This window comes from Alteromonas sp. S015, from assembly GCF_036864485.1.
Taxonomy (GTDB): domain Bacteria; phylum Pseudomonadota; class Gammaproteobacteria; order Enterobacterales; family Alteromonadaceae; genus Alteromonas.
Genome location: NZ_JAZETO010000002.1, coordinates 73,392 through 94,154, shown reverse-complemented (window position 1 = coordinate 94,154; position 20,763 = coordinate 73,392). Strand labels below are relative to the sequence as shown.

Sequence of the window (20,763 nt, the reverse complement as noted above, 5' to 3'; positions counted from 1 at the left end):
CAATCACATAAACCCAACCATAGAGCCTAGCACACTCACCTAATAAAGACTATTTTTTGAAGAGGTATAACTCTTAAATATTGGCTAATTGATGAACAGACCTGCTAACTTTTGTGGACTATTTTGCAGGCAACAGGCTAAGACAATGAGAGACATAATTCTAAGTGAGTCAGTTCATCTGGATAAGGCAAATGGGATTCATCTAGTGACTTTCTGCTCTGAACAACCGAAGATTCAAAGTTATGCGCTTGAGCTGTTTAACTGTGAATTATTTGAATATTCTAAGTGCTATGATGGTGATTTGATTACAATACACTTCTCACCTGAGGAGCTTGATAAGCTCTGCACCGCGTATCTCAATTACAAGAGTAACATGGCGAAAGTTCCGGGTTAGGTTCGTAGTTAAACCAACAAAAATGGTTTGTAAATGTTTACTTTCAAGGCCCTATCCGCGAGAAGATGAATCACTTCCCTCGTACCTGTTGCGTCTGATTTCAGCTAACCATTACAGGAATCCTGTAGTATTGCTCCAACATCTGGGTGCTTCCATTTCAAACAACAGATTGCCTGCCAAAAAGATATGGTTTGGTGAGTTTGATACTCAAGCTGTGGAGCGATGCGCTAACCTTACCCACGGTACATTAGGACTGATGGCGGCAAAACACATTGAGTCAAATGCGTTAGAAGTATGTGGCAAGCGATTTCGTGAACATGCGATACGTTACAACCGCCTTAAAGTCTGCCCATTCTGCCTTATTGAGAATCGTCCTATTGATCTATCCAATAGCCTTTGCGCGAAAACCCTCTGCCTAATACATGGGGTAAAGCTGCTTACTCAATCCCCTGAAACAGGCAGAGCCTTAACTTGGGGGACTCACTATCTTCTCAACAAAGTGACGACGTGGGACGTTGCACTATCCAATGTTCCTATCATTGATTGCGAATGGGGGATGAATCAGGCTATTGACGATGCTTTGACGACTGGCTTCTGCACACCCTCAGCATCACTGGGTAAATTAGATCTATCAACATTGCTCGATTTGCTTTACTTCTTCGCTCGCTTCAATACGCGTCGCTGGCTTGCCCAAAATGCATCGATTCGAAATAGCTTCCGAAAAGACGAGAACTACATCAATGCATTCAACATTCTGGAAAACTGGCCTGTATCGTTTCACAACGAACTAAAGTCCTTTGAGCACCATCCATTATCAAAGCGAGGAAAAAGTGGCCTCAGGCATTATTACAGGGACATTTATGATGCTTTGTATGCACCATCAATTGTCTCAGATTGCGTCAAACAACTCATTCGCCCTGTTTTTGAACAGTATTTGACCAATGCTTACCCATATCCCATTATGAGCAGCGCCATTAGGTTGGGCGATGGTGTATTACATAACTCGAACACGGTGAATGAAAAGCAAGCATGCAATATCCTGAAATGTCCTCCAACAAGGCTAAAGCTATATGTTCGAGTTGGCTTACTGCATCCGATAGCGCAATTCCCTAATGACAATTCTTGGTATCACAGAATTGATGTAGATAGACTCGGATTGACGCTAGACAATGCCGTTTCACTAACGGGTTGTGCGCAAGCCTTATGTATATCTAACCATCAAACTAGAAAGTTACTGACAGCAGAGCTACTCCCAGCCCTTATCAAGCCGACCAGAGAGAACAGAGACTGGCTAATTGAGAAAAGTGAAATACAACAGCTTGTAGGGAGTCTTAAGGCACGTAGCACCGTAGCTAGAGATCCAGACCTTCATGGTTTTAAACGCCAGACATTTAGAGGAATGGACATAGTAGCCTCTATCAAAGCAATACTGTCTGGAACACTTAATTGCAAAATGGTTGCTGATCCGAGCCAGCCATTGAGTTTACATCAGTTCGTTCCAATCCCATCGTTAGCAGAGCACGAGAAAGACTTTGTCTCTCCAAAAGAAGCCAGCGAATTGGTAGGGGCAAACATCAACGCGATTTATGATTGGATGAAACGCGGGTTTATCAGTTATCAGAAACGAAAAGTAGAACGAACAGCTAGGCCCGTGAAGCTGATTAGCAAATCATCTTTGGCCCAATTCAAACGGAAGTTTAGGGTTGGTACACCCATTAGTGCGACCAACCGCCAGTCGTACACTCAGGTTTCGGGTCCCAACATTGACGGCGCTTGCGTAAAGCTTTATTCGCGTCGGTGTGCAGGCAAACTACAACCCCCATCTTCTCCCACTAATCTTTCGAATCTGAGATAAATATGGCAAAGTTAGGCATCGAGATAATTGCAGATGAGCAAGACCCTTGGTCTTTATTGGCTAAGTTGGCAAAAGCTAAGTTTGGCGCATCCAAAATCCACAAGTTAGATGGCACCAATACTATCAATATCGATAACGGAGCCAATGATATCAGAGGTTTGATTCGAGACGACGTTATCGAGTTTTACTGTCGTTACGAAGATGACAGCCTGAAGTATGAAAAGGCTATTCTGGAGTTTTGTCGAGAGAGCAACCTGACAATTCGATTTTGCGAAGCCTCAATCAATAACCGTTAATCGAGTCTCTTAGTAAGAGGTCAAAAATGCATACAACAGTAAGAAATTTTCTTATTGTCATGGTTTTGGAAGATGCCACAAACCGAACTTTAGGCACAGTATTACACTGGAAGGTTTAAGGTAGGTTCCAACGTATGTACCTCTCTCATCGAATCAATTGACCCTTTATCGAAGAAGGTTATTACCGATTCAGGTTCAGAATATTTCCTGAGTGAAAACGAAGGCAAGAAATCGGCGGTTTATTTGAGTGAAATTCCGCTACTCCGCAGTGCTATCACCCCATCAGAAGTAATCACATTAAGAAATGAAACCAAATCTTCCCATAGCTAAAGAAAAGAGCCTCATCTCAGCATAATGGCAATAAGCTACGCTGATCCTTTTTTGTGTTCGTGAACAGTAACTTTGTGCCAAACGCTGCCGTTTATACCACAGTACTTAAACGGCAGAAATGTACGTATTGCAGACACTTGCAGTATGATAAATCAATTGGTTTAGTGTGCGATTAACGGAAGTTCAGCACTTGTCTAATAATGATAGAATAATGCTAATTGTTTTAGAGAATCCGCTTATGAAAACCATTGGAACGCTGGCTAAAGAACTAGACATTAGCGTAGAAACAATCCGATTTTATGAACGTAAAGGACTTATCGTACAGCCACTAAAACCTGATAGTGGTTATCGCATGTATGACGACACCCATGTGAGTCAACTTAAATTCATATTAAAAGCTAAAGCCTTGGGCTTTACACTTGATGAAGTCGCTTCGCTCATGACGATGAGTGGAAACTGCGCTGATGTCGAATCGATGGGATTACAAAAACTTAAGTTGATTCGAGAGAAAATTGCTATTTTGCAGCGGCTAGAACATGTGATTCAAGATATGACAAATTCTTGTAAAGCCAACCATGACCCTAATTCCTGCCCAATAATCAATTCGCTCAATTAACTATTGACTCCGTACCTATGTACGGAGTTTAGACTACCTCAAAAGTAGAGGTAATTATGATGAATAAAATTCTAGATAAAGTAGGCTCTGGTGGCGTTTGGCTAGCCGCACTTAGCTGCACAGCATGTTTCCCCGCACTTGGTTCACTAGCATCAGCTTTAGGGCTTGGTTTTCTATCACATTTTGAAGGAATAGCGGTTAATACTTTATTACCATTGTTTGCTGCGCTCGCTTTATTGGTCAACTCGTACAACTGGTATCAACATAAGCATGTGGTAAGGGGCATATTAAGTGTAATTGGCCCAATTGCAGTATTGCTGACTCTTTATCCACTGTGGCAATACGACTGGAGCACTTACTTATTTTACTTTGGGATCACATGGATGGTATTTATGTCAGTATTGGATGTCGTTAAGCCAGTTAAGGAACCCGTATGCGAGGTATAGAATTGGAATCTAAGATTACTTGTCCCGAGTGCGCCTTTAGTAAGGTCGAGACCATGCCAACAAACGCTTGCCAGTGGTATTACGAATGTGAGGGATGCAAAGCGCTACTCAAGCCTTTAATAGGTGATTGTTGCGTTTATTGCTCTTTTGGGACTGTTAAGTGCCCACCTATTCAAGAAGGAAGTAGTTGCTGCAATAAATCTTAACGTCTGCTAATGGCACAAATAGTAAGTCCGATATCAACCTTCTGAAGGTCTGCAATTTGTCTGTATCTGCCGCTTGATATTGGATAGTCGAACTTCTGCTTTGGTGTGTGAGCTGCGAGTCACGACGTGTCGTGTTCACCCGCACATATCTGAATCAGCGCCCAATAATCCTAGTGAGGGCACCAATATGTTGAGCTAAAACCAAAAATGGGCTTTGATTCAGGTCTAGGAAACTTTATCTGTACTAGCTCAGACCTGACTGTCACCCTAAACGCAAATGCGCATGCGCCACATATGCTAACGGTTTGTTCTCCACTCTACGACGAGGTTCTTGAATTTGATATAACGCATTATATGCACTAGCTAAAAAGCTAGTTCCAGCAGCCAAATTTCCTAATGCAGAAGCCGGAGCCACAGCGCTCCATGCTAGTCCCGATGCAGCAACAGGTAATAATGAACCGAAGGTGATTTTTTTCCAAGTAGGCTTCATCGCTTCTTCGATTTCTTGAATTGTATTATTACAATCATTTAGGAACTGCAAAGAAAAATCAGCTCTATCATGCGGATCATCAATTCTTGAAACTTCAGCGCAGTGATTTTCTACCATCAACCTTAGCGGAGGTAACAGGTGACCATGATCACTTTTAAATCTGAGAAGGTCATCTAACTGTACTTTTTCTTTCGGTACGGGTAACAAGGCTTTTAGAACGACGTCTCTTGCTTTTTGACGATGGCGATTGATATATCGCCTATGAATACCAGCATTACCAAAAGGAATAGTGTTTTGAATACTGTTAGTAACAGGAACTGCATTGACTCGTTCTAATGAGCCTAAACAAGTCGCCAAGTAACACATAAATAAATTGGCAACATTTCGCTCTACCCGATACCAACCGTATTGATCACATTTCTGAGCCAAATTTTGCTCTATCAGAAAATGTGGAATATAGCCCATTTTTTCGGCATGTATTTTCACTAGATTACTGTCCGACTTTGCAGATTGAATCCACCCCCTATCGGATTTGAAGCGTTGTTGTTGATTTAGCTTTTCTTGAATGAGGTTGATAAACGATTTTTCAAACTCATCTATTTCATACAGATATGAGCCGGGAAAAAGCTGTTCAACCAAGTCAGACCGCACCAGTTCTCGCATAAAGGGAGTTAACCGCTCAGGCTCGTGCATATGATCCATAGGAACAATCGAAGCCAATTTATCCCAATACAAGAGAGTCTTGATGGTCCATGATTCGTTGGGGACAGAGATATAAGGGAAATATAAGGCGTTATCTTGCATCATTCATCCTTGAGTACTTTGGCTGTATTCTGACCAATCAACGTTCAGGATATCACCTTGATTTCAAATAGCCATCAATCACGTGGCCAGCATCAAGAAGTCTAATAACACCTTTCCTCGTTTGAAGCGCCTCGTGGTTTAACACGACAAATTTAAACAGGCTGTCATCATCAATACCATAGAGGTCACTTAACCAACGCAGCCCAACGGTTATTCCGTTGTCGTCATCAAAATTTTCAACGTAGGTTTTTATTGCCTTTATCAGCATCTGCGGAAATTGGTTTTTAATGGCTTTCCGGGAATACCTGAACAACTTTGCAATATCAGTCTCACCATCACTTATTACTTCACCTGCATATTGAGCCACCGCATCATTCGTAGCGGATTGGCTAGATAGAGCCTGACTTACTGCGATTTGATGTTGATATCGCTGAGCCAAACTATAGGCTCGCTTTTTCCGCCACTTTGCTTGGTCACCTTCGTAAACATAGTTTGATAATGCCTCAATAGTGTTGAACTGCGCTGTTAGTAAGTTAATAAGAGCAGTTCGATTTCTTTCATCGGATATCAATTTGGTACTATCAAGTTCATGTATTTGCCCACTAAAAGAATCAGGTTCGGCTATGGTGCTTTCACTCGTAATCAATGGTGTGCCGCACTCTGTACATTTATGACTATGGACTGCTTGCTCATTTATTGCGGTGCCACAACAAGAGCATGTATCCACCAGCAGGCAACCATGAACGGGGCAAGTTAGATTGAACCTGAATGACCACTTAGGGTGAAGCTTGCCCTTCGATTCCTTGAAGCAATGGGGGCAAATTTTAATTCTGGCAAAATCGAACCCCAGTTTGAGATCTGTATAAAATGCCCACTGATCGAAGAGTTCAGAAGTTTCATTTCTACCCAGAATGCCATCGATATATTCGACAAGTTTTTTTCGAGATTCTTGGTTTCGGGTCCGATAAGGTATGCCTTGATCAGCGAGGTGCCTTGACCACGCTTCAAAGGTGTAGTGATTGGCTCTGGCTAAACGAATGAGGAAGCTTTGTAACGTCTCATCTGTCGAACTGAATGGTCTGGTTAACAACATGCAGGTCTAACGCGGACGAAATACATCAGCTAATGAGTCATCCTTGCCCACTTCTACGTATTTTCGACTTTCTTTTTTATCTTTGAAACGTCTTTGCTCTTCATACGTTAAGAAGTGCTTTACCTCAATATTGTCTATATCAATTTTACTGGATAGCGGGTTGTAATCTTCTGGGACAGACATATGCTTTCTTGCCGCCGCCAAAAGCCTATGTACGCCAATACAGTCCTCCCCACTCATTAATGCCTTCCGAGCAGCAGGCTTGATTAGCTTCTTCATGAGACGTGATATATTTCCTCCGGTTAACGCAAGAATACGTAGAGCGAGTTCTGGATTAGAAAGATTGGATGGCTTATCAAAAGGAAGTTGTTTTTCAACCTGTTCAAGTAATTCAAGCCAGTCTGCAAACATTTCATCTTCTTGGTCGTACTCTTCTAAATAGTGAATATTGTCAAATCGGTTTCGTAACTCGCTGCTTTGAGCGAGTAACTCAATACACCAAGGCAACCCAAACAAAACAACGGGCCTCTTAGTTTGATTAATTAACGTTTTAATCCAATTTGCAGCACTACCTTTTCTGCTTTCGCTTGCACCTTCGAATGCGTGTTGGAACTCATCTATAAAAATAGCTTGAGTCTGAGCGTCATTTATCTGCGCCGTAAATCGGTCCCCTAACTCTGAGCGTGTTCCTTTTGCTCCTTGTAACAAATCCCCTAAGTCGCGAAGCATTTTGCCCGGAGCAGCCTTAGGATTTTTATCGTCAGTAAGAGTCGTTGACAAAATCGGAACGATTACCTGCTCTTTGTCTTCGTCCACAATGGTTTTTCGTGGATATTTTTTTTCGAAGTGTTCTTTGAGAGAAGTTTTACCAACGCCGCTTAAGCCCATGACAAGAGTGCATATCGGCTGGCTTGCATAGTTAGATGCTTTTCCAACTAAAATGGCTTCGTCAATATCTTCCATTATTTCTTTTATTTTTCGCGTCTCAATGTAAATATTCTCAATCTGAGCAATTTTTTCTTCTAGTGTCATAGTCATTATTTGTTCTGGAATCGCTTTAAGAAATCTGAGTTAGACTCTTTTGGCTTAACGTCGCCAGTTGGAATACTTGGCATACTAGGCTTCTGAGTCGAATTCTGAGTTGACATGTTCGTATTGTTGCCGACTTGATGTTGACCCAAATCGTTAAACCGAGAGGCTGATTTAGCATGTGCTATCTTCACCCTCTTAGTATTAGCAAATGCGTCATCAATGATCTCTTTTATTCTGCGTCGAGCATATGCAAGAGATACGTCATCCGTTGACTCCTTTGCAAGCTTGGCTTTGTAGCGCTTGCAAACCATATGCTGATAGTAGGTTAAACCTTGTGTGTATTCTTGGTCTGTAGAATCGACAGCGAAGAACTTTTTGTCTATTGGGTGAAGTACTTGAATTTGGGATAAGTCTTCTCTATCGACTTTAATTTGGACATCCTCGTTTCCAAACTGCATTCGTAATTGTTTTAATTCGAAGCTGTCGTACTTAATATGTTCGTATACAACACCATCATCGTTATTTCTCCGAGTAAGGTTTTGAGAAAACGCTAAGTCGAGCTTTTTGGGTGATATCGGCTCAACATCTACAAACGGTTCATCTTGTTTCCAAACCACATAAGGAATTGTTTTATCCCTACCATGCGGTGATCGCATATACACGTCTACTAACCAGACATAAAATGACTCTAAGAACTCAGACAGCGAAATAACTGCATTTTTCTCAGGATCATATTCGTTTGAGTCTAATATTTCGGAGAATACTTTTCCGGGAGTGTCGTTTAAGAATCGTTCATTGATGGTTTTAAAAAAGGTCTCCACGCCACCTTTATACCAAGGCATACCAGCAGGGTTACCTCGACCCGCAATTTGAAGATCATCCAAAGCGTCTTCTAGCAAAGTACTTTCAAACTCTGCTCCCCTATCATAAGCAAGCTCACAGAACGCACCTCTGCAAGGCCAGTCTCCCTCGACTTTAGGAAACTGCTTTAGAAACTCAGTTTTGTCAGAAATTGCGTGCTTTACAGCTCTTCCGACACTAACAAAACTGGGAGCTTCAAAACCAATATTCATCCCTAATGGCGAACCAGATCTTTTGTCTAGCACAGCAGTAGCATTAGGCCGTCCGAGTGGAAGACGGGAGCTATCGTCAACAACAATACAGTCTCCACCTGTATGATCAATTTCTGCTCTATCAAGAATCAAATATGCTTTGTCTGGCTTGCTGGATACTCTGTACTTTGTTTGGACTTTAGCCTTGCCAATGTACGCCGCAAGCAAATCTGCTGGAGCTATATTTTTGGCTCTATTTATAAACCCTTGATAAGAAATACTATCAAGGTATTCAGAAGCGTCTGGCGGCGTGTCTTGTAGTTTGAGTTCATGATTATGTATGACGATGCGATCTTTTAAACCCTCATACGCCTTTGCAAACGTCGGCCTCTTACTATCTTTGAACTGCTCTAAAGCATCTGAAATAAACGCCTCTAGTTTTTCACTTTTACGTGACTTTCGATTTCCTTTCTTTTTAGTACTCGGAACGAGTCCCCTTACTCCGTACTCACCATAAGCATCTATATAGCGCTTTAACGTTCGCCAGCTAATTGGCTCGATGTCGTTTTGACTGGCAACAGTCTCAATCAACTCTCTGATTGGCTTCTTATTAGAACAGCCTTTTATTCCTGATACTTCAAACGCCTTTACATACAAGTGACGCTCGCGAGCCACGGCCTTAAGTTCTTCAGGGTAGCTGTGGAAGTCCATAGCGTCATCGGAATGTAATTTGTTGAACTTGCTGTCGGTAGATATTACCTGCGCTTGACCTAGGAATATGAGATCGCTGATTTCTTTGAACGAATATTTGAGCTTGGCTGAAGTGATCGAGTCCTTTAAATAAATTTCCTTTTTCGGGCCGATTTCAGTGATTTCATACTGACGTTCATCTTTGACTATAAAGTTGCCAGTAACAATTGATGAGCGCACTTTATCCTCTCCAAAGGGTCATGTCTGGCCCAAAAAGTTGTTCAAAGTCAGAAACAAGTATTTTGAAGTTTATCAACTGATAAATCTCGCCAATAGATAGCTGTAAGCTTTCCATTAACTCTATTGCACTTATGCTATCAACTGACGCAAAAGCACTAGTAACAGCCCTTATCAATGCGGGGCTTGGCTTGCCGCGTCTTCTAGCGGTATACACTCTCTTAAAATTGATGAGTTTGGGCTGCTTCATAATAAACTGATCGTCAACTAGAATGAGATCACTACCAGCATTCTTTGCAGGCCACCTTTTTGCTTCAAGCTCTCTCTCAAATTCTTTATCAACGAACTTGCGTTGTTTGACTTCGTAGTAAATTACTATCTGCCCGTCATCGCTTTGATATACAACTTTGAAATCTGGTGTGTAACGCAGCTTTTGGCCCTCGTAAAAATAATAATACCCAAGAGGCTGGCATTGATATTCAACAACTGATGAATCCATTTCGAGGTGATAGCAGAAATTCTCCTCAAGCACCCCTTCCGTATAAACCATTGAGACATCCCCTTTCTCGGAAGGGAACTTACAAATGGTCTTTCGTTTTATTTTTTTGAGGTCTCTGCGCTTAGAAAGGAATTCCACAATCGAATAGGCATAAAATTGAAAGAGGATAGATATATAGTGAAAGGAACCATCGCTGTCAAGTTATGCTTAATTTTGACAGCGATTATTTTATTTTTGACAACTTATGCTTTACCCTACAAAAGCCACTTCGGCCATATTACCTTTACTTTCAAGCCATATTTTACGGTCGCCAGAACGCTTCTTGGCAAGCAGCATGTCCATCAGTTCCATCATTTCTTCAGCGTCTTCAATGGTCAGCTGAACAAGGCGACGGGTATTCGGATCCATGGTGGTTTCGCGAAGCTGTAGCGGGTTCATTTCACCCAAGCCTTTAAAGCGCTGCACGTTAACTTTGCCGCGTTTCTTTTCCGCTTCAATGCGGTCAAGAATGCCCTGCTTCTCGCCTTCATCTAGCGCGTAATACACCTCTTTGCCTACATCTATTCTAAATAGCGGCGGCATAGCGACATACACGTGGCCTTGCTCTACCAAGGTTCTGAAGTGACGTACAAAGAGCGCACATAGTAGCGTTGCAATGTGTAGCCCATCGGAGTCAGCATCAGCAAGAATACAAATTTTACCGTAGCGCAAACCCGACAGGTCCGTTGAATCAGGGTCGATACCCAGCGCAACTGAAATATCATGAATTTCCTGTGAGGCCAACACCTGAGAAGAGTCAACTTCCCAGCTATTTAGGATTTTACCGCGCAGGGGCATAATGGCCTGAAACTCTCGGTCACGCGCTTGCTTGGCCGAGCCCCCCGCCGAGTCACCCTCTACTAAAAAGAGTTCAGAGTAAGAAATATCTTGTGATGAACAGTCGGTCAGTTTGCCTGGTAGTGCAGGCCCTTGCGTGACCTTTTTACGCGCAACTTTTTTGGTTTGACGCAGGCGGCGCTGTGCATTGTTGATACACATTTCAGCAAGCGCTTCAGCAATTTCGGTGTGCTGGTTTAGCCACAGGCTGAATGCGTCTTTCACTACACCTGATACAAACGCGCTGGCCTGACGTGAAGACAGCCGCTCTTTGGTCTGCCCGGCAAACTGCGGGTCCTGCATCTTAGTCGACAGAATATAGGCACAGCGGTCCCAAATATCATCGGGCGATAACTTAACACCACGGGGCATTAAGTTTCTAAATTCGCAGAATTCGCGCATTGACTCCAATAAGCCTTGGCGAAGCCCATTAACGTGTGTACCGCCTTGTGCTGTAGGAATAAGATTAACGTAGCTTTCCGTTACTAAATCACCACCTTCAGGTAACCACATTACGGCCCAATCGGCGGCTTCTGTATTACCACTGAATGTACCTACAAATGGCGTATCTGACGGTAAGGTTTCAAATTCTTCCACCGCTTGGTAGAGGTAGTCTTTAAGGCCATCTTCGTAATACCATTCTTGGCTTTCTTTGGTGATCTTGTTGTCGAAGCGAATACGCAAACCTGGGCTCAGTACCGCCTTAGCGCGCAAGTTGTGCACAAGTCGACTGGCTGAGAATTTTGCAGAGTCGAAGTATTGCGGGTCGGGCCAGAAGTGAACGCGGGTTCCTGTATTGCGCTTACCGCAGGTATCGATAACCTGTAAGTCTTCTACTTTATCGCCGTTTTCAAAGGCAATTTGGTATACGTTACTGTCTCGTCGAATGGTCACCTCTACGCGAGTTGAAAGCGCGTTAACTACCGAGATCCCCACGCCGTGAAGGCCACCAGAGAAGGCGTAGTTTTTATTTGAAAACTTACCACCCGCGTGAAGCTTACATAGAATAAGCTCTACGCCTGATATCCCCTCTTCAGGGTGAATATCTACCGGCATACCACGACCATCGTCAATAACTTCTAACGATTGGTCTTCATGTAAAATTACTTTGATGTTAGAGGCATGCCCTGCAAGCGCTTCATCCACACTGTTATCAATGACTTCCTGACCCAAGTGATTAGGGCGGGTAGTGTCGGTATACATACCAGGGCGGCGTTTTACGGGGTCAAGGCCGTTTAAAACCTCGATAGCATCTGAATTGTATTGATTTGACATAGTTATGGTTATTATTTAAGCCAGCGACAAAGAAAGAGGTACGCAGCACTAAGACTAGTATAGTAAGCATAGCGCCGCACAGCATAAGTTTGATGTTAGCAGGGCGAGTAAAGACTGGCAATGCGCTTATTTCAGCAAAAACTCGGCAATAGCAGGCAAGTGATTCTCATAACCTACAAAGCTGTGGTCGCCGCCTTCTTCAATAACCAGATGACTTTGTGCGTACTTTTCAGCCGCTAAGCGGTAATCCAGTGTTTCATCCTCGGTCTGAAGCAGCACTTTGTAGTTGCCTGGCGTTTTAATTGACGTTGCCTCTAATGCTTGGATTACCCCCATATCACTTTCTACTATTTCAAACATTTCTTTGCTGTAAGGGTTTTTATGAGTACCGATAAAGCTTTGCAGTAGCTCGTAAGGGCGAACAGCAGGATTGATTAACACCGCTTTGCCACCAAACTTTTCAAGCAAAAATGTAGAGAGATAACCACCCATTGAACTACCAATAAGTTTCAGCCCATTTTCAAGCAGTGCTGGCGTGTTCTCAATAAGTGAAATTAATTGGTCTTCCACTTTGCTAGGAAAATTAGACAGTTCAGGAATGTGTAAGGTAACGTTTGAGTGATGCTGCTCAAAATACGCTTTAGTGGCTTGCGCCTTAATGGATTTCGGCGAACTTAGAAAGCCGTGAAGATATAAAATGTGCTGCATACTGTTCTCTATTTTGTTGTTTTTTTTCGTGCTTTGTACTAGTTCGTTTGAGTTTTAACGGTTACATTTACCATGCCGTCATCCATTAAGTTCATCACCTGATACCCCGACGCTTCATTGCTAACACCAAACTCGGGCCGCATTTCCCACTGCCAACACGTAGAAGGGCTGCCGTAAGAAGGCGTATTGTTCGTTCCTATCTGTTGGCGTAACGGCGAATGTACGTGTCCGTGGACGAAGGCTTTTATTTGCGGATATTCATCTGTAAGCGATACTAACCGTTGCGCATCAACCAAAGAGTGCTTATCCATCCAGCTATTTGAAGGCAATATGTGATGATGAAGCGCAATAAGGTGATTGGCCTGCGGCGACGTTGTTAACGACTGCTCTAGCGCCTGTATATCGCTTTCTTTCACTTCCCCCGCTGCCGTGTACCTATTACTTGTAGCGCGGGTATCCATGCCATGTATTTGCCAATTGGGAAAGCTTATCGGGTCATTGCTCTTTAAATGACGGCTGCCAAGATATTTTTCGAAGTACGGATTATTGTCATGGTTTCCCGCCAGCACAAACCACTCTATACATGCTGGCTCAATATGTTGCTCCATCAATGCAATAAAATGCTGATAGCTCTCAGGTGAATTATCGCCGCTAATATCCCCAGTAACCAGCACAATAACTTGGTGCTTTGCCCTCTGTTCTGGCTCGCTGGCAACTTCTTGAACAATGCAATTTTGGATATCAGTAAGCACGCGTGCTAGTGAATCATAAGGCGCTATGCCCGTATAACCCGTCTTATCTTTGTCTTTTAGTAAGTGGCAATCACTTAGCTGAATGAGTGTTATCACGCTTCAGACGTAATATTTGAGGAGTGTTGCAAACAAAAGTTTAGCCATTCAGCTAAAAAGATATTCACCATGTGCTTTTCGTTACGCTGGCGCATTTTTAAGTTCGGGTACTCGTACGAAGGTTCAAGCGCTCCCGTATTTTGGCTATTGATAACCTCGGCCATACGCGCATCGTGATATAAGCGCACCGTCATGCTGGGCGTTAAATATGAAGGCATATCTTTAGTGGTTTGTTTAATGCTTAACGTACTGGTGTAGCGAGCAGACTCCACAATACGGATTTCATAAGACAGGCCCACGCCAACCGAAAATTCATAGCTCAAATCTTCCGTATCGCAATCAGGCAAAATTCTCAGAACGTGGGAGTAGTTCAGTTCGCAAAGCGCCTGCATGGAAGGAAGATGGGGTACGTATTTTCGTTGATTGCGTTGTGTCACGATGTCTGCCACTGCTCCAGAAGTTGTGTTTTGTGCATAAAGAACCATTGTAGCGCAATTACCGCTGCGGCGTTGTCTATATGGCCATTTTCCAACCATTCAAGTGCGGTATTTTCTTTTATTCGGTGTACTTTAATGTCTTCAGATTCGCTTTCTAGGCCGTGAATGCCTTGCGCTTGGCTAGCATCAGTCTTTGCTATAAAAATGTGTAATCTTTCGGTCGTGCCGCCCGGGCTCGATAAATAACTCAGCGCTTTGGTTAATTTCTCTAGGGTAATACCTGCCTCTTCCATCGATTCTCTATGGCATACCGACTCTGGCGTTTCGCCTTTATCGATCATACCGGCGATAATTTCTATTAACCAAGGGCTTGAAGACGTGGCTAATGCCCCAATTCTTACTTGCTCTATAAGCACAAACTCTTGGAGTTCAGGATCGTAGGGTAAGACACCCACCGCGTGACCGCGTTCAAATATTTCTCGCGTAACCGTGTCGCTCCATTCTCCATTAAAACACTTGTGCTTAAATTGATACTGATTCATGGTAAAAAAACCACGAAACACTGGCTTAATGTCGGTGATTTCGACATCATTTGAGGTAAATGAAAGGAATTCCTTGCTCATTTGCTGACACTTATGGTTCAAATAGATTTATCATACATAGTACATTTACACACCAACCATGTATACGCATGAAAAATGCGATATGGCGTGTGAGCGAATAACAGAAAACTCATATTACAAGTCGTCTATTACTATAAAAATTGCGTGGGTAGATCACATATTCTGTTACAGTTAATCGAATACTGTTACGAGTTTGGACTTTCGGTTTGTGGTTGAATTTTCATACACTTGGTTTTAATAAGTCGTCTCAACGAATAAACGACGACGCAACTTGAACACAACAGGAAGACGTAAGCATGAAACGAACACTTCTGTCGCTAGTTATCGGTGTTTCGATGACAACTGGTGCGCTAGCCGATGACCTAATGCAGGTATATCAACAAGCACTGGCGAACGATCCATTGGTAAACCAGGCGAAAGCGCAACGTGATGCTGCGTTCGAAGGAATCAGTCTTAGCCGCGCAAGTCTATTACCCCAACTTTCAGGCTCTGTCGGCTACACCATGTCAGAATCGGAGCGCTTTCAACAAGCGGCCGGTGACAACGGCCTTCAGGTATTTACTACAGATACAGAAGTAGACACTATCGACTACGGATTATCACTTTCTATGTCTTTATACGACCACGCTAACTGGCTGGGTCTAGACCGCGCTGAAAAAGTTGCTGAACAAAGTGATGCACAGCTTGCTGCTAGCATGCAAGACGTTATCGTGCGTACGGTTACAGCTTACTTTGACGTATTGCGCGCTCGTGACAACGTAGAGTTTGTAGGTGCTGAAAAACGTGCCATTGAGCGACAGCTTGAGCAAACACGGCAGCGCTTCGAGGTGGGTCTAACTGCTATTACTGACGTGCATGAAGCGCAAGCAAACTACGACAGTACAGTAGCTCAAGAAATCCAAGCGAAAAACCAGCTTGAGTTTGCTCTTGAAGCACTTCGTGTTATTACCGGCAAGTACCACGACCGTCTATTCGGTCTAAATACAGAAAATTTCTCTGCAACTATGCCGGTACCTGAAACCGTTGACAGCTGGCTAGAAACTGCTCAGGACAAAAACCTTGCATTACTCGTCGACCGTTTAGCTATGGATGTGGCTAAAGAAGATATCGCTATTGCACGCTCTGGTCACCTTCCAACGTTATCACTTTCTGGCAGCTACGGTCGTTCAAAAGATGATGTAGATGCCGAAATACTCAACGACGATGGCTCTACAACGCCATTTGGATATGAGACCCCCTATCTGGATAGCCAGTCTATTGGCATTACGCTGAACGTTCCTATCTATCAAGGCGGTCGTGTAAACGCGCAAACGTCGCAAGCAAAATACAACTATGTTGCAGCTAGCCAAGCAGCAGAACAAACATACCGTCAAACGGTACAGTCGGTGCGTAGCTCGTTTAATAACGTAAAAGCGTCTATCTCAACCATTCGCGCTCTGGAGCAATCAGTTGTATCGGCAGATAGCGCGCTTAAAGCAACCGAAGCAGGCTTTGATGTAGGTACGCGTACTATTGTTGATGTACTAGACAGCACCCGTAACTTATTTGACGCACGTCGTAACCTTGCGGGCGCACGCTACGACTTTATTCAGTCAGTAATTACGCTTAAGCAAGCGGCAGGTACATTGACAGGTGAAGATGTGGCTATGATCAACCGTGGTCTTAAGCCAGCAGAAACCAAAACCAATGGCTAACACTAAGTAGTTGATTGCGCCAAGCGCTTTCAAGAGTAAGAAAGGGTAGCCTATGCTGCCCTTTTTTATGCCTACTTGTTTTAATTAGTTGATAGCAAAAGCAGGTTCTATTCAAACGGTGATGAGAAAGGAATGCTACGCCGCGGGCGTAAACCTTTTTAGTGCACTGAGCAGTTGGCGATATTCTGCGCGCAAGGCTTCAGCATTTTGTTTTGTAGGTGCGAAGTTAGATAGGCGTTCAGACACTATGTGCAGTTTCTGTTGCAACAACTGTAATTCATCATCCATGATTATGCCCTTTAATTTTAAGCCTGTGTATTTGGCTTGATAAACGTTTAGGTCACATGTGGCGATACAGGTTTTAAAACGCCCTTTGTGCCCCTACATTTGTAAGCAATAAGTGCCCAAATTCAGCACTATTGTTTACTAAGTATACCGCCAATCGCGCTTACCACAAGCCCTTTGGTTATTTGGTTTTTCTTTGAGTGATAAATTGAAATGCAAGCCTCTGAACTTCAAAATAAATTTGAGCGTATTCGAGCCAATAAATGGTTCGAAGCTTTTGTCATTAGCGTTATCGTTATTTCAGCGCTGCTGGTAGGTGCCAAAACCTATGAACTGCCAACAGGCATGTCATCCATTACGTTATTTTTAGACTGGTTTATTAGCGCGTTCTTTTTAACAGAGATCACCATACGATTTTTGGCCGAGAAACGTAAACGATACTTTTTCAAGAGCTTTTGGAACTGGTTTGACACACTGATTGTGGTTATTAGCCTCATTCCGGCAGACGATACCGAACTGGCACTTATCGCCCGTTTGGTGCGTGTGTTCCGCGTATTGCGTATGATTTCTATCATCCCCGAGCTTAGGATTTTATTAGTATCTTTGGTTAAAGCATTACCTCAATTAGCCTATGTCATGCTGTTGATGTTTATTATTTTCTACATATACGCCGCCGTAGGAAGCACCCTATTTGAAACCATCAACCCTGTGCTGTGGGGTGATATCACTATCTCGATGCTAACACTCTTTAGAATTATGACATTCGAAGATTGGACTGATGTAATGTACGAGACTCAGGAGGTTTACTCGCTAAGCTGGATTTTCTACCTTACCTTCATTTTCTTTACCGCGTTCGCATTCCTTAACATGGTGATCGGTATTGTGGTGAATGTGATGGAAAGAGAAAACGAGAAAGCGCGAGAAGAAAAAGAAGCCGCTTTGCTTGAAGAGCAAATTGCACAGGGAAACGTAGAGCCTACCTTGCATGATGTGATGAAAGAGTTGCGAGAGCTAAAAGCACAGATCGCCGCTAGTAGCGAAAATAAAACGCTAAATAAGACAAACTAAGCACTTAGCGCTCAACCAGCACGATAGAAAAAGGCCACGTCAATGTGGCCTTTTTCGTTGCTGTCAGAGTATGCTGCGTAGACAAAAAATGGGGAAACCCAACGTAGCTAAAGTCCGTACTGCTGTTTAAGTGACTCAGCCCTTTGTTTCGCCGCTTCAGATTTAAACTCTCGACTTGCCAGCTTGCGCGAGGCTAGCGCCTTTTTATCAAGTTCAAGCAATAAACGCATATAGTTTAAATACACGTTGTCGTTTGCAATGGGGCGAGCGGAGACTTCCTCGTAAAGTTTGAGTGCTGCGGCTTTATCGCCTTTTGCGATATAAACTTGCGCTAGAGTATCTGCTGCATCGGCACTCTCACGTTGAAGCGATACCGCTTTTTTGGCGAGTGTTTCGGCTCGCGTAAGATTTTCATCTTCAAATGCCAGATACGCTAAGTTATTTAGTACAACAAAGTTATTTGGTGTTTTAGATAACACCTGCTCATAGGTTTTAATGGCTGCCGCTCTGTCACTGCCGATTTGACGCTCGGCTAGCAGCATTGCGCTCGGGATATCGTCGCTATTTGACTGAACGTGTTTTTCGAGGAACTCGTACGCCTGCTCTTTTTTACCCGACATTTCCAGCGCCGCAATGACCAATAAGGCATTGTCTGAGTTAGATGTAGCTTCGTAGGCCGCTTTGGCATGCGCTACAGCTTGTTCAGGTGCTTTATCAATAAGGTGCAAGCGCGCCATCACACCTCTAACGAAAGGCAGAGCCTTAACATCTTCGGACGCATTACTGATGATATCCCACGCGGGCTTGGCCTGACCAAGTCGGCTGTGAAAGTAAGCTTTTAATAACGTTAACTGCGGGTCGGGGCGTTTAGCCAACACCTTATCTGCAAGTGTCAACCCCTGTTCAAATTGCTTTTGAGAGTCGACAATTAACAACTTACCCAGTACCGCATTTTTATCTTGCGGATAAAAAGATAGCCAACGATCGAAGAACGCTGTTGCGTCTTTCACATTGTTGGTGGCGATGAGCGCTTGCCCCTTCAAGTTCCAAAACGCTTGTGGTGACGCTTCATTTCCTTGTACATCAGACAAAAGCGAAACCGTTTTATCGACCTGACGATTCAGCGAATACATTCTTGCCAGTAAAAGGCGTAGGTTTAAATTATCCTTGTTCGCATTAAACTGTGCCTGTGTATGGTTAATAACTTGCTCTGCGTTCCCCGTTTCAGTGGAAAGGGCAAACCACAATGCTAGCGCCTGAAGATCGGTAGGATTTTTATCAATGAACGCGCGAATAAAAGAAATCGCGTTGTCTTTTTTGCCTTCTGCTACCAGCAATTTAGCACGAGAATAAAACACCTCTTTCTCTGCACCTTTTAACTCACTGGCTTTATCAAGGTATTGAGCTGCCTCTTGGTAAGCGCCCTCTGCCGTCGCAATATTACCTAAGTAAATGAGCGGTGCAGCCGTTTCCGGAGACTGTTCGAGCCATTCTTTCGCCGCACCTTTTGCTTTTTCAAGTTGATTAGTAGCAACGTAGGCGCGAAGTAACGTTGCTTGTGATGTTACTGACTCTGGTGACTTTTCAACGGCTTGTTCAAGGTTGACTAAGCCGTCGATATCATTCAGTGATAGCTGCAAAACGCCTAAACGAGATAAGTCTTCGGCCGTGGTACTTACCGCTTCAGACTTCTCTACCATCTGCTGAGCACCGACCACGTTGCCGTCTTTCAATAATTGATAACTGGCTTTCGAGAATAACGCGGCATCTGTACCCTGATCGCCTTTTACTCTAGCCAAGACTTCAAGCGCCTCATCATTCTCGCCAAGCTGCAACATGCTGTCTGCCAGCATACGAAGGCCAGGGTGATTGTCGGGAAGGTTAGAAGCAACCATCGTCAGATGGCGCTGTGCCGCTTCAAAATCCTGTATTTGATATGCACTGAAACCGGCAACCAGTCGCACAACCTGATCACTTCTTCCGTTTTGAACCGCAATTTCTAAGTGTTCTAGCGCTTTTGCGTAATTTTCATTGGCCGACTCAATAATGCCTTTAAAGGTATTAAGCAATGGGTGCTTTTCGTTTAAGGTCAACAAATCATCTACAATAGGTTCCGCTTTTTCGAGCTCTCTTACCTCAATAAGTAGCGCGGCATAAGCAAACTTACTGGTTATGTCGTTAGGGAACTGACTAACATAGACGCCGTAAACCTCTGCGGCTTTTTCTGGTTCGCCTTTTTGGAGGTATATTTTCGCTAGTTGTTGTAATACGTCCTTGTTGGTGGGCGCTTGTTCTCGCAATTTCTCTGTGGCAGCTAGCGCTCCATCGATATCATTATCTAAAACGAAGGCGTAACTGTCTATGAGGCCTTTATAGACAGATCGAGTATCCAGAGTGGACAAATCTGCCAATAGGGTTTGCGCTTCTTCGTTTTTGCCTAACTGCATTAGTGCCTGAAGCTTATAAAACCCCACTTCAGCTGACTCGACGGCCGTCATGCCTTCTGCGCGATATTCTACCTCGGCAAGCGCATTTTCTGCCCCTGACTGCTGGTAAGCTACCGACAAAAGAGGAATAACTTCACTAGCAGGGTGCCCCAGCTCCATAGCTCTATTGAGTTCTTTTTCGGCAGCTGAAAAATTGCTTTGCTGCAAGTATATCTTGCCAAGTTCAAAGCGCGGTGCTGCAGCATCGGGCGCTTTTTGAATAGCATTCTTGTATTCAACAATGGCAGTATCAAATTGTTGAGAAGAGGCGTAGCTCCTTGCATCCGCCAAATGGCTTTCCATTGATTTTTCACTACATCCAGATAAAAGCGCACTGGTCAGCATTACCGCTAACGTTGTGCGTTTAAGTAATGTGTTGGGATTCTTCTTTGTCATTCTAATTCCTTGCCCTATCTCAACTTT

At 43.5% G+C, this 20,763-nt stretch carries 19 protein-coding genes; 7 read left to right on the top strand and 12 right to left on the bottom strand.

Features of this window, described 5'->3' with window-relative positions; all coding sequences use genetic code 11:
- The first annotated feature begins 416 nt into the window (after positions 1-416).
- The 5 genes from V7R42_RS04490 to V7R42_RS04470 all read left to right on the top strand — a co-directional run bounded on the left by V7R42_RS04490 (position 417) and on the right by V7R42_RS04470 (position 4,143).
- Positions 417-2,249 (top strand): TniQ family protein, encoded by a 1,833-nt coding sequence (locus V7R42_RS04490; protein ID WP_334019014.1) that lies wholly within the window; start codon positions 417-419, stop codon positions 2,247-2,249.
- Positions 2,250-2,251: 2 nt separating this feature from the next.
- Positions 2,252-2,545: a hypothetical protein gene (locus V7R42_RS04485; protein WP_334019013.1), complete on the top strand. Its 294-nt coding sequence runs from the start codon at positions 2,252-2,254 to the stop codon at positions 2,543-2,545.
- A gap of 568 nt (positions 2,546-3,113) precedes the next feature.
- Complete coding sequence (locus V7R42_RS04480) at positions 3,114-3,491, top strand: MerR family transcriptional regulator (RefSeq protein WP_044557005.1); 378 nt, start codon at positions 3,114-3,116, stop codon at positions 3,489-3,491.
- A 56-nt stretch (positions 3,492-3,547) separates the two neighbouring features.
- Positions 3,548-3,937: an organomercurial transporter MerC gene (gene merC, locus V7R42_RS04475; protein ID WP_044556817.1), complete on the top strand. Its 390-nt coding sequence runs from the start codon at positions 3,548-3,550 to the stop codon at positions 3,935-3,937.
- The gene (locus V7R42_RS04470; protein ID WP_334019012.1) at positions 3,925-4,143 is read left to right on the top strand and encodes a GDCCVxC domain-containing (seleno)protein; all 219 of its coding nucleotides are present in this window, start codon (positions 3,925-3,927) and stop codon (positions 4,141-4,143) included. The genes merC and V7R42_RS04470 overlap by 13 nt, the downstream gene beginning before the upstream one ends.
- A gap of 262 nt (positions 4,144-4,405) precedes the next feature.
- On the opposite strand, the gene V7R42_RS04465 is transcribed toward V7R42_RS04470, so the two are convergent.
- The 10 genes from V7R42_RS04465 to nudF form a co-directional block, all read right to left on the bottom strand.
- Complete coding sequence (locus V7R42_RS04465; protein WP_334019011.1) at positions 4,406-5,437, bottom strand: DUF6236 family protein; 1,032 nt, start codon at positions 5,435-5,437, stop codon at positions 4,406-4,408.
- 52 nt (positions 5,438-5,489) lie between these two features.
- On the bottom strand, positions 5,490-6,530 hold the full coding sequence (locus tag V7R42_RS04460) for a TniQ family protein (RefSeq protein WP_334019010.1): 1,041 nt from the start codon (positions 6,528-6,530) through the stop codon (positions 5,490-5,492).
- A 6-nt stretch (positions 6,531-6,536) separates the two neighbouring features.
- A complete protein-coding gene (locus V7R42_RS04455; protein WP_334019009.1) occupies positions 6,537-7,562 on the bottom strand; it encodes a TniB family NTP-binding protein in 1,026 nt (341 codons plus the stop codon).
- A gap of 5 nt (positions 7,563-7,567) precedes the next feature.
- Positions 7,568-9,544: a hypothetical protein gene (locus V7R42_RS04450; protein ID WP_334019008.1), complete on the bottom strand. Its 1,977-nt coding sequence runs from the start codon at positions 9,542-9,544 to the stop codon at positions 7,568-7,570.
- Between the two features lies 1 nt (position 9,545).
- Positions 9,546-10,091, bottom strand: coding sequence for a Tn7 transposase TnsA N-terminal domain-containing protein (locus tag V7R42_RS04445; protein WP_334019007.1), 546 nt, complete (start codon positions 10,089-10,091; stop codon positions 9,546-9,548).
- Positions 10,092-10,289: 198 nt separating this feature from the next.
- Complete coding sequence (gene parE / locus V7R42_RS04440) at positions 10,290-12,191, bottom strand: DNA topoisomerase IV subunit B (RefSeq protein WP_334019006.1); 1,902 nt, start codon at positions 12,189-12,191, stop codon at positions 10,290-10,292.
- A 126-nt stretch (positions 12,192-12,317) separates the two neighbouring features.
- Positions 12,318-12,899, bottom strand: coding sequence for a YqiA/YcfP family alpha/beta fold hydrolase (locus V7R42_RS04435; RefSeq protein WP_334019005.1), 582 nt, complete (start codon positions 12,897-12,899; stop codon positions 12,318-12,320).
- A 38-nt stretch (positions 12,900-12,937) separates the two neighbouring features.
- Positions 12,938-13,747, bottom strand: a complete 810-nt coding sequence (locus V7R42_RS04430) for a metallophosphoesterase family protein (protein WP_334019004.1) — start codon at positions 13,745-13,747, stop codon at positions 12,938-12,940.
- Complete coding sequence (locus tag V7R42_RS04425) at positions 13,744-14,184, bottom strand: DUF1249 domain-containing protein (protein WP_438823630.1); 441 nt, start codon at positions 14,182-14,184, stop codon at positions 13,744-13,746. The genes V7R42_RS04430 and V7R42_RS04425 overlap by 4 nt, the downstream gene beginning before the upstream one ends.
- Positions 14,181-14,807 carry an ADP-ribose diphosphatase gene (gene nudF, locus V7R42_RS04420; protein WP_334019003.1) on the bottom strand — a complete coding sequence of 209 codons (627 nt, stop codon included), beginning with the start codon at positions 14,805-14,807 and terminating at the stop codon, positions 14,181-14,183. The genes V7R42_RS04425 and nudF overlap by 4 nt, the downstream gene beginning before the upstream one ends.
- 296 nt (positions 14,808-15,103) lie before the next feature.
- Here nudF and tolC point away from each other — a divergent pair, with 296 nt between their 5' ends.
- Complete coding sequence (gene tolC, locus V7R42_RS04415) at positions 15,104-16,501, top strand: outer membrane channel protein TolC (protein ID WP_334019002.1); 1,398 nt, start codon at positions 15,104-15,106, stop codon at positions 16,499-16,501.
- A 135-nt stretch (positions 16,502-16,636) separates the two neighbouring features.
- Here tolC and V7R42_RS04410 read toward each other — a convergent pair whose 3' ends face one another.
- Positions 16,637-16,789, bottom strand: coding sequence for a hypothetical protein (locus V7R42_RS04410; RefSeq protein WP_334019001.1), 153 nt, complete (start codon positions 16,787-16,789; stop codon positions 16,637-16,639).
- 210 nt (positions 16,790-16,999) lie between these two features.
- Between V7R42_RS04410 and V7R42_RS04405 the strand changes: the two genes are divergently transcribed.
- On the top strand, positions 17,000-17,854 hold the full coding sequence (locus tag V7R42_RS04405) for an ion transporter (protein ID WP_334019000.1): 855 nt from the start codon (positions 17,000-17,002) through the stop codon (positions 17,852-17,854).
- Between the two features lie 107 nt (positions 17,855-17,961).
- Here the strand turns inward: V7R42_RS04405 and prsT are convergent, their stop codons facing one another.
- The gene (gene prsT / locus V7R42_RS04400; RefSeq protein ID WP_334018999.1) at positions 17,962-20,736 is read right to left on the bottom strand and encodes an XrtA/PEP-CTERM system TPR-repeat protein PrsT; all 2,775 of its coding nucleotides are present in this window, start codon (positions 20,734-20,736) and stop codon (positions 17,962-17,964) included.
- Between the last annotated feature and the right edge of the window lie 27 nt (positions 20,737-20,763).

Excerpts from the sequence above, each read along its gene's own strand:
- V7R42_RS04490 (WP_334019014.1), top strand. The coding sequence starts at position 417 with ATGGTTTGTAAATGTTTACTTTCAAGGCCCTATCCGCGAGAAGATGAA.
- V7R42_RS04485 (WP_334019013.1), top strand. The coding sequence starts at position 2,252 with ATGGCAAAGTTAGGCATCGAGATAATTGCAGATGAGCAAGACCCTTGG.
- V7R42_RS04480 (WP_044557005.1), top strand. The coding sequence starts at position 3,114 with ATGAAAACCATTGGAACGCTGGCTAAAGAACTAGACATTAGCGTAGAA.
- merC (WP_044556817.1), top strand. The coding sequence starts at position 3,548 with ATGATGAATAAAATTCTAGATAAAGTAGGCTCTGGTGGCGTTTGGCTA.
- V7R42_RS04470 (WP_334019012.1), top strand. The coding sequence starts at position 3,925 with ATGCGAGGTATAGAATTGGAATCTAAGATTACTTGTCCCGAGTGCGCC.
- V7R42_RS04465 (WP_334019011.1), bottom strand. The coding sequence starts at position 5,437 with ATGCAAGATAACGCCTTATATTTCCCTTATATCTCTGTCCCCAACGAA.
- V7R42_RS04460 (WP_334019010.1), bottom strand. The coding sequence starts at position 6,530 with ATGTTGTTAACCAGACCATTCAGTTCGACAGATGAGACGTTACAAAGC.
- V7R42_RS04455 (WP_334019009.1), bottom strand. The coding sequence starts at position 7,562 with ATGACACTAGAAGAAAAAATTGCTCAGATTGAGAATATTTACATTGAG.
- V7R42_RS04445 (WP_334019007.1), bottom strand. The coding sequence starts at position 10,091 with ATGGTTTATACGGAAGGGGTGCTTGAGGAGAATTTCTGCTATCACCTC.
- parE (WP_334019006.1), bottom strand. The coding sequence starts at position 12,191 with ATGTCAAATCAATACAATTCAGATGCTATCGAGGTTTTAAACGGCCTT.
- V7R42_RS04435 (WP_334019005.1), bottom strand. The coding sequence starts at position 12,899 with ATGCAGCACATTTTATATCTTCACGGCTTTCTAAGTTCGCCGAAATCC.
- nudF (WP_334019003.1), bottom strand. The coding sequence starts at position 14,807 with ATGAGCAAGGAATTCCTTTCATTTACCTCAAATGATGTCGAAATCACC.
- tolC (WP_334019002.1), top strand. The coding sequence starts at position 15,104 with ATGAAACGAACACTTCTGTCGCTAGTTATCGGTGTTTCGATGACAACT.
- V7R42_RS04410 (WP_334019001.1), bottom strand. The coding sequence starts at position 16,789 with ATGGATGATGAATTACAGTTGTTGCAACAGAAACTGCACATAGTGTCT.
- V7R42_RS04405 (WP_334019000.1), top strand. The coding sequence starts at position 17,000 with ATGCAAGCCTCTGAACTTCAAAATAAATTTGAGCGTATTCGAGCCAAT.
- prsT (WP_334018999.1), bottom strand. The coding sequence starts at position 20,736 with ATGACAAAGAAGAATCCCAACACATTACTTAAACGCACAACGTTAGCG.